Genomic DNA, 13,701 nt, shown 5'->3' with positions numbered 1-13,701 from the left:
TTATGAAGGGACTTTCATTTTTCAATAAAATCGCTTACTTCTTTAATCTGATTTTTGCCCTGGTACTTCTAGCGGCCTGTGGGGTACCCTACCTCTCTCTGGATCTTTTTCCGTTTTTGTCGATTTTGAGTTTGGGTGTACCCGCTTTGGTGGTCGTCAACGGACTCTTTTTTCTATATTGGTTATTGAACCTAAAATGGCAAGCGCTTACCTCATTGTTCGTTTTGGTCTTTGGTTATTTTACCTTGGGCACTTTTATCAAAATCGCCCCAAAATCAATTGATTTTCAAGAAGACGAACTAAAGGTAATGACCTATAACGTACGGGCTTTCAACCGATATCATTTTTTAGACAACGACAACATCCCAGAAGAGATCGAAAATTTGGTCAAACAAGAGAAACCCGACATCATTAGTTTTCAAGAGGTAGGCCATGATATGCAGGTAGATTATTTAGACTACCCCTATCACTTCCTAAAGCGCATTCCGACAGGAGGAAAGGTGCACATGGCCATATTTTCAAAATACCCCATAATCAATGCGGAACTCATTAATTTCCCGAACAGCATCAACAATGGTTCCTATGCCGACATCCTCTACAAAAAAGACACGATACGCCTCTACAACCTGCACATGCAATCACTGGGCATTACCCCTGGCACGGGCGTGTTGCGCTCACAGTCCTCAGACCGCTTGTACAGAAGGGTGACCAACGCCTTCAAACGCCAACAGCACCAAGCACAGATCATAGCCGAACACAAAGCCAAAAGCCCTTATAAAACCTTGGTTTGCGGAGACTTCAACAACACTCAATTCTCTTCGGTCTACCATACCATCAAGGGTGATATGCAAGATACCTTTATAGCAAAAGGCTCGGGTTACGGACGAACATACAACTTTTTAAAGATTCCTATTCGCATCGATTTTATTATGGCCGATGCCAACTTTGAAGTTATGGCCCACAAAAACTACGACAATAAGTATTCGGACCACTTTCCGGTTATGGCCTCATTCCGATTGAAAGAGTAAGAAACAATCGGTCGCATCGGCCAAGATATGTATCAGCAAGGCCCACCCGAAAATTCTCGTCTTTTTAAAATACAGCAATCCAAAATATAAGGCAATGGCCCAGTAACTGTGTAAGGGATGAAAGCCGATACTACAACGATCGGGATCAAAGATGGGGCTTGCCAACAAATGGTCAAGATCGATAATTATACCCGCCAATAGTATGAGTATGGCCTTTGTTCGGTATTCCTTATAGAAATACCATCCTACCAGAACGGGAAGCAAAAAATGGATCCCATAGTGCAAGAAAAACCTAAGCATTTAAAAAGCTTAAGTCCTGGGCCTTTAGATAGCTCAGGGCATTGGTTCCTTCATTAAACAACAAATCAAGAATACTTGTATTCGCCACAAAACTATTTCTATCGGAAAAGACTTGCGTATACGTTTCGGGCGCGAAATCCAGCTTGTTTTTTGCATTCACAAGAAATCGACCGTCAAACATGCTTTCCGGCTTGGTTTCAAACGTAACCGTCTTTTCTTCGGGCATATCTAACTGAAGGCAATCGCATACGGTCTGTATGCTCAAAAGATTAAAGTCTAACAAATACTCGTATGGTTTTTCGTAAAGCGGCGCAATTTCATCTTCGTAGAATTCAAAAAAAGGCGAGGTCCTATACGCGGTTTGCAAGGTTCTCCAGTGCTGACGTTGCCACTGATAAGTGTTTTCAAGTTTAACGTCTTTGTATTTCTGCCGACCTTGGCTTCCCCCAAGATGGCGAATGGGTATGCTGAGCATATGTCTTCCCAAATCATTACAAATGTAGGCCCGGTTACGGTAGGTCTGTTTCTGAAAATTATCTTCTACTTCCCAACAAACCTCGTGTTGGGCAATTACCGAAAAACTTGCTATATCCGGAACATAGGCCGGGTTCAAAAGAATCTTCAATGTTATTACTTTTTAAAAACTATTTGTTCAGAATACCTGTGGAATATATTTGAGCAAAATACGAACCCCTACAACAAAAACCAATAAGGCGGTAATTCTTTTGATACCTTTAGGGGTAAATCGTTTTAAGCTGATGCGAATTCCGAGTTGACCACCGACAAGAACCGATACCACAAGGGCCAGGGTTTCCTTCCAAGGAAGCTCCAACATCCCCCCTTGAACCAGCCCCGCAAGTCCGGAAATTGAATTCACCAGAATAAAAAAACTGGCCAATGCCGCAATTTTAATAGACTTGTCCCATTTCAAATGGTTGAGGATAGGCGCCAAAAAAATGCCCCCGCCAATACCTACGAGTCCTGACAAAAGGCCGATACCGCCCCCTAGCAAATAGGTCATCCACTTCGGGTAGTCCGACACTTTTTCAGAGGGGTCCCTTTTCGAAAAGGTCTGCAAGGTCAGAAAAATGGCCGAGGTCACTAGGGAAAACCCTAGCAACAGAAAAAAAACATGTTCTTCCAAGCGAAAAGAAGCCCCTATAAATGCCATGGGAATACTAGCCAGAACAAAGGGCAAAAAATCCTTTAACTTAGCATGACCGTTCTTGAAGTACAAATAGGTACTACCCGAAACCACCACCAAATTACAGATCAGCGCTATGGAACGAATGGCAAAAAAACCACCCAAAAACAGCGTCAACAAAGCCAAATAGCTAGAACCGCCCCCAAAACCTACCGAAGAGTAGAGGGTGGCCACAATAAAGAAACCCAAACACAAGAGCACCAGGTTCTCAGTACTTAAGAGCATGCCTTGAAATTTGGTTCATTCCCCCTTCAACATTGATCAAATTGGCCTTGGCGTAGATTCCTTTGAGTTTTTCCACGGCTTTTCGGCTTCGCACCCCAGATTGGCAGACCACATAGATCGGCCCATCGGTTAAAATTTCACCATGCCGTTCATCAAGTTCGGAAAGTGGGATGTTTTTAGCGAAAGACAAGTGCTTCCTTTCAAACTCCTTTGGGGTACGGACATCTATAAGTTCTACTTCGCTCTTTTCAACAAGCTGCCGGAAAGCCTCAGATGTAATGGATGCCATGGGTAGGCCACAGTCAAAATCATAACTTTCACGAAGTGTTTTTATCTCTAGGTTTTCGGGGTTTACCGTAAACCGTATTTTCTGGAAATTGTTCGACAACCCATCAAAGAGCAACAATTTCCCCGAAAGGGTCTCCCCTATTCCCGTAATCATTTTTACGGTTTCCAAGGCTTGAAAATTACCGATGATTCCAGGTACAATACCCAAAACCCCATTTTCATTACAGTTGGGTACCTCATCGGCCTTCGGCATTTCAGGAAAAAGGCAGCGATAGGTTGGCCCCCCTTTAAAATTAAAAACGCTTACCTGACCTTCAAAACTGTGTAAGGCACCATAAACAAAAGGTTTTCCTAAAATAACACAGGCATCGTTCACCAAATATCGGGTCGGAAAATTATCGGAAGCGTCGACGACCACATCATAATCGGCTAAAATCTCAAGCGCATTCTCTCGGGTCAAAAAAGTTTCGTACGAAATTATTTCGGTCTCCGAATTCTGCTCTTTTAACTTATGGACAGCAGTAGCAACTTTAGGCGTATGTACATCTTTTTCAGAATACAGTACTTGTCTGTGCAAGTTTGAAAGCGACACCACATCATTGTCTACAATGCCTAAAGTACCTACCCCCATAGCGTTAAGGTAGGTAAGTACGGGAACTCCGAGTCCGCCCGCGCCTATCACCAGTACTTTGGCCGACTGCAATTTCAGTTGGGCCTCCATACCAAACTCTTTTAGAATCGTTTGTCGGTCATAGCGTTCCGCATTCATTCCACCGCAAGTTTTACGATAGCTTCCTTGTATTCCTCCTCTGAATTCGCATTTAAAAGCACATTCGGGTTATCGGGGAAAACCAATTTTACTTCGCTGTTAATCAAATATTTTCGAGGACAGGTACCGTTTCCGCTTTCCAGATAGGCCAAGCTTTCCTTAAAAGCCTTGGGTTCCCAAATAGCACATAGCGGTTCGGGCAAAGGATTTTCTTTTTGGGCAAATGAAGTCGCCACCATATTCGGGTCGCGAGCGGCGATCAATTCCTGTAACGCCTTAAGGTCCATCAAGGGAAGGTCGCAGGCCAACACCAACCAAGCCACGTCAGGATACTGTAAATGCGCGGATAGGAGTCCGTTATACGGCCCTCTATACTTGTTTTCATCAATAACCACTTCAAGGCCTTCGGCCATCTCTTCCGCTTGTTCCGGCCTGATACTTAAAAAGGTCTTTTCACACACCCTGCCCAGCAGGCTATAGAGATAATCGCGTTGCGGTATACCGTGATAGGGAATCAAGCCTTTGTCTTTTCCCATGCGGGTACTTTTTCCTCCGGCCAGCACCAAACCGTATATTTTAGGACCTATAATCATTCTTTCCTCCTGTTTTTTCTTCTAATTGAACATTGGTAATCCGTATATCGTGAGACAAAGCCTTACACATATCGTAAATGGTCAATGCACTAAGCGAAACACCTGTAAGTGCCTCCATTTCAACTCCCGTTTTTTCCGTACATTTTACGGTACAGCTTATTTCTAAAGCCGTCTCTTTGGGTACAATATCGATCTGTACTTTTGACAGGTTGATCTGATGGCAAAGCGGAATAAGCTCAGATGTTTTTTTTACGGCCTGAATACCGGCAATGACCGCCGTTTGGATAATGCTTCCCTTCTTACCCAGAAAATCTTGGGCCGCCAAGGTCTCAAAAACCTCCTTGGGAAATTCTACTTGCCCCGAGGCCCTTGCCATCCGTGCCGTTACTTTTTTTTCAGATACATCTACCATTGCCGCGTTACCCGAGGCATCGATATGTGAGAGTTTTTTTTCCATGAAATTAGCCTCCTATTGAAGTCATTGAATTGGCGAAAACGCCTTTGTACTTTTGTTGCGCCTCGAAGCCCGTTTTAGAACGGCTTCCTATGGCTTTCAAAATACTTTCCTTGATTTTTTCCGTTGACCCTTCCCCCCGTAAAATATCGCGTATGTTCATGCTCGGTTGTGCATACAAACAGGTAATGACATCTCCCGTAGCCGAAATTCGCAAGCGATTGCACGAGCCACAAAACGTTCTACTAAAGGAAGGAATAACCCCAAAGCTTCCTTTAAAGCCCGGAATTTTATAATTGATCGATGTAGATGTTTTGGGCGATGGCAACTCGTAATAATCGAGATGGCGCTCTTTCACATAGGCCAAAATCCGCTTGTAGTCCCACGCAATACTTTCAAAGGTCTTGCTTCCTCCGTTAAAGGGCATTTCCTCAAGGAAGCGTACCGAAACCCCATAATGCTTGGTAAGCTCCAGCATCGGCAATATATCCTCGGTATTCTGTCCCTCCAAGGCAATAAAATTGATCCTTACATTAAAACCTTCGGTAATCAGCCTAATGATATTGTTATGTACGGTATCATAATGGTCGCGACGGGTGATTTTTTCAAAGGTCTCGCGATTGATGGCGTCCATGCTAACATTGATGTTCTTTATGCCTAATTCCTTGAGTTCATCAATATAAGGGCCGATCAAAGTAGCGTTCGTAGTCACGGAAATATCGTTAAGCCCTTCAAGTTGTGATAAATGGCGCATGAGTACCATCAGATCTTTTCTAACAAAAGGTTCCCCTCCCGTAATCCGAATTTTATCGACACCCTGTGATACGAGGATCTCACTCAGTCTAGAAAGTTCATCAATAGTGAAGAGCTTATCATTCTTTGCAAAATTGATTCCCTCGGCAGGCATGCAATAATTACAACGCAAATTGCAACGATCGGTCACTGCCAAGCGAACGTAATTAATGGTTCTATTATGATTGTCTACCAACATACATCTATCGTTCTCGTTTCGGTCAATTCAACCGTTATCTCCCAAGTCGTTTTTACAAAATCCGACTTTTCTTCTATTTATGGATGGGCCGAAACCCATACCATCTTATTCTTAAAAATTTCCTTCTTCCAAATCGGCACCCGTTCCTTTAAGGTATCTATTAAATAGCGACAGGCCTCGAAACAGGCATCGCGGTGCGCCGACGAAGCCCCTACTACCACAACGGGTTCCTCTACCTCTTTTTTTCCTACGGCATGGCGGATGACCACCTTGTTCAGCTCCCATTTTTGGGTCGCTTCGCCAGCTATTTTTTCCATTTCCCTGAGGGCCATGCTTTTGTATGCCTCAAACTCAAGGGCCTTTACCTCCTCATTGTCGGTAAACTCCCTCACGGCCCCTACAAAAACACAAATACCACCGCTATTGGGGTGTGAAAGCTCGGCATATACCTGCCCAGGGGCAATTTCATCTACAATTTCTACAATCATATTTCAATATCACCCACCGCTTACGGGGGGAATTATCGCAATTTCATCACCAAGGTTCAAGCCCTTGCTATCATCGGCATATTCACTGTTTACCGCCACTGCCAAAGACGAGAGATTATCAAACTCGGGAAAGGTCTCACTGAGTCTTTCCTTTAACTCCAAAACCGATTGGGGCACGACATCGCCCCCTTCAAAACGAAATGACGATGTACCTACAATATCCTTGGCAATCCCGAATAACAATACTTCCATATTCAAATAAAAGTTTAAAGATACAATTTACTTAAAAAAACAGCACTCCTTAGTCCTTTAAGACGACTTTGGCATTTTCAGGTTTCGCGTAAAACGAATCGGGCCTTGAAGTCTCTTGCAAACTTATATTTTCAAAAACGGTAGGCTCTTTCGCCTCTTTGATCGTACGGCCCTCATAATTGTGCCATGTTATAGATTTCGGCAATTGTACCCCCTCTACATCTATCCAATCATTATAATGTATCCAACGTACATTTTCCGATTTTTCATTACTACCATAGGTAAAGGTGTACCCCAACCATGCCATTTTATAGGTTTCGGGATCGTAGTGCAAGTAATAATCGTCTTTTGAAGAAGCCCCGACCCCATCGTTGTAACTGATATGGATTCCCGGATAGCTTTTTCCTTCATACACTAAATCTTCGGCCGGTTTATAGTTGATTCCCGAATCGGAAAAAACAAAGGGCATGGCATAAAAATAGAACATCAGGTTATGATATAGTGCGGGATTGCCTTTATAGGAACCCTGTTCGTCGAGCAACCAAACCACATCCCCATCAAACCCCATTGTTACTGGGGAAATTTCGACCTTATCCCTTCTCGAATATAGATCTACCGTATGCACCTCTATCGATTTGGGCTTCGGCAAGTTAAAGCTCAAAGTGCGTTTGCCCTTCCAGTTTTTCAATCCCCCATGGGCATCGAACACCTTGACCAAGGCTTCCGGATACCTCTCATTCGCTACAACCGCCTCCGTTTTCACATTCGTTCCTACCTTCTTTTCACTCTTGGCCACCTCTTTACAGCTCGATAGTCCCAAAATCAATACAATCGTTAAAATTCGCTTCATCTGTTTGTTTTAGTTTTAGCTCTATAGGTCGCACAAAGGCTCTTTTATTTACATTTGCGGTATGCACAAATCTAAGCAAATCTCGAGCGTTCAAAATACGCTGATCAAGAAAATACTGCTTTTAAAGGAAAAGTCTAGGGAACGGAAGAAAACCGGACTTTTTATTGTGGAAGGCCAAAGGGAAATACAATTGGCACTGAAAGGGGGCTACCACTTTGAAACAGTGCTTTTTCAACCCGAGTTGATCGACTTCAACGAAACCTTATCGCTATTTGAAAATAATTTATCGACACCCGATTATATCGAGATCAGCAAGGAAGTGTATCAAAAATTGGCCTACAGACAGACCACCGAAGGTATTTTGGCCATTGCCCAAAGTAAGCCCACCTTGTTAAGCGAATTAAAGCTGAGCAAGAAAAACCCCTTGATCCTTGTTGCGGAAGCACCCGAAAAACCCGGGAACATTGGGGCACTACTGCGTACCGCCGATGCGGCAAATCTTGACGCCGTACTCATTGCCAACCCCAAGACCGACCTCTACAACCCCAACATTATCCGTTCTAGCGTGGGCTGCGTTTTTACCAATAATATAGCCATGGGCAGCAGCACGGAGGTAATCGATTTTCTCAAGGCCCAAAACATCAGCATTTACTGTGCGGCCCTTTCGGCCTCCGAAAGCTATACCGAAACCGATTTCAAGCCAGGATCGGCCATTGTTGTCGGCACCGAAGCGGACGGACTCTCAGAAGAATGGCTCAACAGCTCAAAACAGAACATCATCATACCCATGCAAGGTGAAATCGATTCTATGAACGTATCGGTCTCGGCCGCTATTCTTATCTTTGAAGCAAAAAGACAACGGAAGTTTAAATAGGTCCTGTTTTATTTTTTAGGCGACCTACACCATTTTACCAAAAACCACTATCCAATGGGCATGCTGTTTTATATTATAATCACCATTCTCGTATTGCAGTTCGTTATTGAGACCGTACTGGATTATTTGAACTCCAAACGCTACAACGACCCCATACCGGAAGAACTCAACGACGTATTCGATGAAACCGAATACAAAAAATCGCAGGCCTATAAAAAGACCAACTATCGTTTTGGACTTATCACTTCTAGTTTCTCGTTTCTTTTGACCATAGGTTTTTTGATTTTTGGAGGATTTGAATGGATAGACCAATGGGTACGCACCATAACCGACCAAGCTATTCCCATGGCCCTTTTGTTCTTTGGCGTCATCATGATAGGAAGCGATGTGCTAACCCTTCCCCTTTCGTATTATTCGACCTTCGTTATCGAGGAGAAATTCGGGTTCAACAAAACCACCAAGGCTACGTTCTTTTTAGATAAGATAAAGGGATGGGCCATGACCGTGGTGGTAGGCGGACTCCTACTGTCCGTTATCATTTGGTTCTTTCAATGGACGGGCACCAGCTTTTGGCTCTACGCTTGGGCACTTATAACGCTTTTTACGGTATTCATGAATCTTTTCTACAGCAAGCTTATCGTACCGCTCTTTAACAAACAGACCCCACTTGAAGACGGAAGCCTCAAAACCAAGATTGAGACCTTTGCCAAAAATGTCGGTTTTGAGCTCAACAACATCTTTGTGATAGACGGATCAAAACGATCTACCAAGGCCAATGCCTATTTTTCAGGTTTCGGCAAGGAAAAACGGGTTACCCTTTACGACACCCTGATCAACGACTTGGAAGAGGAAGAAATAGTTGCCGTTTTGGCACACGAAGTCGGTCACTACAAGAAAAAGCATATCATTTTCAACCTTATAGCTTCAATTTTACTGACCGGACTTACCTTGTTCGTTCTATCACTGTTCGTCAACAATCCCGATGTATCTACGGCCATTGGCGTATCACGGCCCAGTTTTCATGCCGCCCTGATCGGTTTTGCCATTCTATACAGCCCTATCTCAGAGATCACCGGTTTGATCATGAACCATTTTTCAAGAAAATTCGAGTATCAGGCCGACGATTATGCCAAGGCGACCTATGCCGCCACCCCCTTGATCACCTCCTTAAAAAAGTTATCAAAGAACAGTCTGAGCAACCTTACGCCACATCCGGCCTTTGTTTTTATGCATTATTCGCATCCTACCCTTCTGCAGCGCATTCAAAACCTAAAACGATAGCCTAGATGATGGCGGCCACAATATAAGGACACATTGTCCGTAGCTTAAAAAGAGGTATAATTTTTGTTGTAAGGCTCCTAAGATTGTGCTATTTTTATTTGACTATGACGCAGGAAGCTATAGAAAAAGAAAACAAACAGATAGCCAAGCAATATAAAGAATTGCTACGCATAAGCTATCAACACTTATCGGACGACGATAAGACACTGATTCGCTCTGCCTTTGAAATAGCGGTAGACGCCCACAAAAACCAACGTAGAAAATCTGGGGAAGCCTATATATTCCATCCGATTGCCGTGGCCAAAATAGTGGCTTCGGAAATCGGCCTCGATGCAACTTCCATTGCTTCGGCCCTCTTACACGATGTTGTGGAAGATTCGGAGTATACGCTAGATGACATTGAGCGCATGTTCGGCAAGGTAGTCGCCCGTATTGTTGACGGACTCACCAAGATCGCCCACCTTAAAAAGGACATGAACACCTCGCAGCAGGCGGAAAACTTCCGGAAGATGCTGCTGACCCTCAACGACGATGTTCGTGTCATCATCATTAAAATAGCCGATCGCTACCACAACATGCTCACCATGGATGCCATGCCCGAGCACAAACAGGTACAGATGGCCTCGGAAACCCTGTACATCTATGCCCCTTTGGCCCATCGTATCGGACTTTACAATATTAAAACGGAACTTGAAGACCTTAGTCTTAAGTATACGGAACCCGATGTCTACAACGACATCAAGGAAAAGATTGAAGACTCAAAAGAAGAACAGCAGGCTTATATCGATGCCTTTTCGGGCGTAATAGACAAATCGCTAAAAGAAGAGGGCTTAAACTATTACATCAAAGGACGGATGAAATCGATTTTTTCCATCCGCAGGAAGATGAAGGCCCAAAATGTCGCCTTTGACGAAATCTACGATAAATTTGCCATTCGCATTATTTATAAATCGGATCGACAGAACGAGAAGTTTCTCGCCTGGAAAATCTATTCCATAGTTACCGATCACTTTACCCCCAACCCTGTGCGACTTCGCGATTGGATATCTTCCCCGAAAACCACGGGTTACGAAGCCTTGCACATAACGGTAATGGGGCCAAAAGCCCGTTGGGTAGAAGTACAGATACGTAGCGAACGTATGCACGAGATTGCCGAAAAAGGCTATGCGGCCCATTTTAAGTACAAACATGGGGACCAAAAAGAACAAGGTATCGAAATTTGGCTGAACCGTTTACAGGAAGCCCTTGAAAACGCCAATACCAATGCCGTTGATTTTGTAGAGGAGTTCAAGCTCAACCTTTATTCCAAGGAAATTTTTGTATTTACCCCCAAGGGTGAACTGAAGTCCTTGCCCAAAGGGGCCACCCCGCTCGATTTTGCATTCAATATACACACCGAGGTCGGTATGCGCACCCGGGGTTCAAAGGTCAATGGCAAACTCGTTCCCTTGAATACCACTTTGCATAGTGGCGACCAAGTGGAAATCATCACCTCCGACCAGGCAAAACCGAACCAAAACTGGCTCGATTACGCCACCACTGCGCGCGCAAGATCCAAAATAAAATCTTCCTTGCGCGAAGAGAAAAAGTCCATTGCCGAAGAAGGCAAGGAAGTCTTGAGAAGAAAACTGAAATCGCAAAAAGTAAGCCTGAACGAGGATACGGTGAACAAAATGGTCACCTTCTTCAAGCTAAAAACCAGTCTTGACCTGTTTTATAGGGTAGGAATAGGTGCGATCGACAATCAGATGATCAAAGACTTTACCTCTTCGTATTCCAATGCCTTCATCAGCTTCTTTAAGAACAAGATCCGCCGGGCCTCCGCCCCCAACGAAATCAACAAGGAGGAGATCACCAGCAAGTTCGATGTTCTGGTTTTTGGGAAGGAAGAAGAAAAACTCGAATACAAACTATCGCAATGCTGCAACCCCATCCCTGGAGACGATGTTTTTGGCTTTGTCAGTGTTAACGAAGGCATTAAGGTTCATAAGAAGAACTGTCCCAATGCCATACAGTTACAGTCCAATTACGCCTACAGGATCATCAGTGCCAAGTGGATTGATTCTACACAACAGGAATTCCAATCGGTTATACGTTTAACGGGTATTGACAACCTCGGACTCGTAAGCGAGATTACCGAAGTTATATCGGACAATATGCACGTAAATATCCGAAACCTTAACTTCAGTACCGACGGAGGAACTTTCGTTGGAGAAATCACCGTAGTGGTCAAAAATATCGGCATCCTCAAAAAGCTTATCGTCAATTTAAAGAAAATCAACGGAATCGATAAAGTCACAAGAATTTAGAATTCTAATTAAAATATAACCGTACATTTGCAAATTGACGAACAGAACCTAATTATGGCAGAGAACAAAAATCAAGAAATCGTAAAGAATGTTTTCACCAACTTTTTAGAAGAAAACGGGCACAGGAAAACACCCGAACGTTACGCCATACTTCAAGAAATTTATGATAGCGAAGAACATTTTGATATTGAGTCGCTATACATAAACATGAAAAACAAGAATTACAGGGTAAGTCGCGCCACCCTTTACAATACCATTGAACTTTTGTTAGAATGTAAATTGGTTCGCAAGCACCAATTCGGTAAAAATCAGGCGCAATACGAGAAATCATACTTTGACCGTCAACACGACCACGTTATCTTGACCGACACCGGTGAGGTAATGGAGTTTTGCGACCCTCGTATTCAATCGATAAAGAAAACCATTGAGGAGGTATTTGATATAAAAATCAACACACACTCCCTCTATTTTTATGGTACTCGAAATAAAAAAGAAAACACAAACAGCTAACCAAAATTTTAGATGGCAGTAGATTTATTGTTAGGATTACAGTGGGGAGACGAAGGAAAAGGAAAAATCGTTGACGTTCTTACCAAAGATTATGATATTATAGCTCGATTTCAAGGTGGCCCCAATGCGGGACACACTTTGGAATTTGATGGAATAAAGCATGTACTGCACACCATTCCATCGGGAATTTTCCACAAAGAGGCCATAAACATCGTAGGTAACGGTGTGGTTATCGACCCCGTTATCTTTAAAAAAGAGCTTGACGCCCTAGACAAGTTCAATATAGACATCAAGGCTAAATTGTTCATTTCAAGAAAGGCGCATTTGATACTGCCAACGCACCGTTTACTCGATGCCGCTTCCGAAGCCTCAAAAGGTAAGGCCAAAATCGGATCCACCCTTAAAGGGATCGGACCTACCTATATGGACAAGACCGGACGTAACGGTATGCGGATCGGAGACCTTGAATTATCTGACTGGAAAGAGAAGTACCGTAACTTGGCCAACAAGCACGAGGCCATGATCGCCTACTACAACGTAGACATACAGTACGATTTGGCCGAATTGGAAAAAGATTTCTTCGAATCGGTTAGCGAGTTGAAAAAACTGACCTTTATCGATAGTGAGGAATACCTTTTTCAAGCTCAAAAAAGCGGAAAGAAAATATTGGCAGAAGGAGCCCAGGGTTCTTTATTGGATATCGATTTCGGAACCTATCCGTTCGTTACCTCCAGTAACACTACTGCCGCAGGTGCCTGTACAGGTCTTGGGGTTGCCCCGAACCAGATAGGTGACGTCAAGGGTATTTTCAAGGCTTACACCACAAGGGTCGGCAGCGGACCTTTTCCAACCGAACTTTTTGATGAAGACGGTGAAACCATGGCACGTGTCGGTAACGAATTCGGCGCCACCACAGGACGTCCGAGACGATGCGGTTGGTTAGACTTGGTTGCCCTTAAATACGCCGTACAAATCAATGGTGTTACCGAATTGATGATGATGAAGGCCGATGTTTTAAGTGGTTTTGACAAGATAAAAGTCTGTACCGCTTATAATTACAAGGGCGAACAAATAGAGCACCTTCCCTTCAACATAGAGCCCGAGAACGTAACTCCTATCTATAGTGAAATGAAGGGCTGGTCTGAAGACCTTACCAAAATGAACAATGCCGATCAGTTACCGGAAGCCTTACAGGCCTACATCGATTTTTTAGAAAAAGAACTCGAAGTGCCGATCAAAATTGTATCCGTAGGTCCTGACCGTACGCAGACCATCCACAGATAGT

At 43.7% G+C, this 13,701-nt stretch carries 16 protein-coding genes; 6 read left to right on the top strand and 10 right to left on the bottom strand.

All coding sequences use genetic code 11. The features are described from left to right. The first annotated feature begins 2 nt into the window (after positions 1-2). Positions 3-1,028 carry an endonuclease/exonuclease/phosphatase family protein gene (locus BW980_RS06750; RefSeq protein ID WP_076454166.1) on the top strand — a complete coding sequence of 342 codons (1,026 nt, stop codon included), beginning with the start codon at positions 3-5 and terminating at the stop codon, positions 1,026-1,028. On the opposite strand, the gene BW980_RS06745 is transcribed toward BW980_RS06750, so the two are convergent. From BW980_RS06745 to BW980_RS06700, 10 genes are all read right to left on the bottom strand, one after another. Beyond that, positions 1,008-1,328 (bottom strand): DUF6122 family protein, encoded by a 321-nt coding sequence (locus BW980_RS06745; protein WP_076454165.1) that lies wholly within the window; start codon positions 1,326-1,328, stop codon positions 1,008-1,010. The two genes, BW980_RS06750 and BW980_RS06745, sit on opposite strands and share 21 nt — an antisense overlap. Then, on the bottom strand, positions 1,321-1,953 hold the full coding sequence (locus BW980_RS06740; protein WP_076454164.1) for a WbqC family protein: 633 nt from the start codon (positions 1,951-1,953) through the stop codon (positions 1,321-1,323). Before BW980_RS06740 ends, BW980_RS06745 begins: the two co-directional genes overlap by 8 nt. A gap of 27 nt (positions 1,954-1,980) precedes the next feature. Next, on the bottom strand, positions 1,981-2,757 hold the full coding sequence (locus BW980_RS06735) for a sulfite exporter TauE/SafE family protein (RefSeq protein WP_076454163.1): 777 nt from the start codon (positions 2,755-2,757) through the stop codon (positions 1,981-1,983). Then, a complete protein-coding gene (locus BW980_RS06730; protein ID WP_076454162.1) occupies positions 2,741-3,814 on the bottom strand; it encodes a HesA/MoeB/ThiF family protein in 1,074 nt (357 codons plus the stop codon). Before BW980_RS06730 ends, BW980_RS06735 begins: the two co-directional genes overlap by 17 nt. Continuing rightward, a complete protein-coding gene (locus tag BW980_RS06725) occupies positions 3,811-4,407 on the bottom strand; it encodes an NTP transferase domain-containing protein (RefSeq protein WP_076454161.1) in 597 nt (198 codons plus the stop codon). The genes BW980_RS06730 and BW980_RS06725 overlap by 4 nt, the downstream gene beginning before the upstream one ends. Beyond that, positions 4,391-4,864, bottom strand: coding sequence for a cyclic pyranopterin monophosphate synthase MoaC (moaC, locus tag BW980_RS06720; RefSeq protein WP_076454160.1), 474 nt, complete (start codon positions 4,862-4,864; stop codon positions 4,391-4,393). Before moaC ends, BW980_RS06725 begins: the two co-directional genes overlap by 17 nt. A gap of 4 nt (positions 4,865-4,868) precedes the next feature. Next, positions 4,869-5,852: a GTP 3',8-cyclase MoaA gene (gene moaA / locus BW980_RS06715; RefSeq protein ID WP_076454159.1), complete on the bottom strand. Its 984-nt coding sequence runs from the start codon at positions 5,850-5,852 to the stop codon at positions 4,869-4,871. Between the two features lie 77 nt (positions 5,853-5,929). Next, the gene (locus BW980_RS06710) at positions 5,930-6,340 is read right to left on the bottom strand and encodes a molybdenum cofactor biosynthesis protein MoaE (RefSeq protein WP_076454158.1); all 411 of its coding nucleotides are present in this window, start codon (positions 6,338-6,340) and stop codon (positions 5,930-5,932) included. Positions 6,341-6,349: 9 nt separating this feature from the next. Then, the gene (locus BW980_RS06705; protein ID WP_046287574.1) at positions 6,350-6,592 is read right to left on the bottom strand and encodes a MoaD/ThiS family protein; all 243 of its coding nucleotides are present in this window, start codon (positions 6,590-6,592) and stop codon (positions 6,350-6,352) included. Positions 6,593-6,641: 49 nt separating this feature from the next. Continuing rightward, on the bottom strand, positions 6,642-7,442 hold the full coding sequence (locus BW980_RS06700; protein ID WP_076454157.1) for a DUF6503 family protein: 801 nt from the start codon (positions 7,440-7,442) through the stop codon (positions 6,642-6,644). A gap of 61 nt (positions 7,443-7,503) precedes the next feature. Between BW980_RS06700 and BW980_RS06695 the strand changes: the two genes are divergently transcribed. The 5 genes from BW980_RS06695 to BW980_RS06675 all read left to right on the top strand — a co-directional run bounded on the left by BW980_RS06695 (position 7,504) and on the right by BW980_RS06675 (position 13,700). Further along, complete coding sequence (locus BW980_RS06695; RefSeq protein WP_076454156.1) at positions 7,504-8,316, top strand: TrmH family RNA methyltransferase; 813 nt, start codon at positions 7,504-7,506, stop codon at positions 8,314-8,316. 54 nt (positions 8,317-8,370) lie between these two features. Beyond that, entirely contained in the window at positions 8,371-9,597 is a 1,227-nt protein-coding gene (locus BW980_RS06690) for a M48 family metallopeptidase (RefSeq protein ID WP_076454155.1), read from the top strand. A gap of 104 nt (positions 9,598-9,701) precedes the next feature. Then, a complete protein-coding gene (locus BW980_RS06685; RefSeq protein ID WP_076454154.1) occupies positions 9,702-11,906 on the top strand; it encodes a RelA/SpoT family protein in 2,205 nt (734 codons plus the stop codon). A gap of 54 nt (positions 11,907-11,960) precedes the next feature. Next, positions 11,961-12,416, top strand: a complete 456-nt coding sequence (locus tag BW980_RS06680; protein ID WP_076454153.1) for a Fur family transcriptional regulator — start codon at positions 11,961-11,963, stop codon at positions 12,414-12,416. 12 nt (positions 12,417-12,428) lie between these two features. Continuing rightward, the gene (locus BW980_RS06675) at positions 12,429-13,700 is read left to right on the top strand and encodes an adenylosuccinate synthase (protein WP_076454152.1); all 1,272 of its coding nucleotides are present in this window, start codon (positions 12,429-12,431) and stop codon (positions 13,698-13,700) included. Position 13,701 lies beyond the last annotated feature (1 nt).

Source organism: Zobellia uliginosa (assembly GCF_900156625.1).
In the GTDB taxonomy this organism is placed as follows: Bacteria; Bacteroidota; Bacteroidia; order Flavobacteriales; family Flavobacteriaceae; genus Zobellia; species Zobellia uliginosa.
The sequence above is the reverse complement of the archived record's forward strand: the minus strand, read 5'-3'. Positions and strand labels throughout refer to the sequence as shown.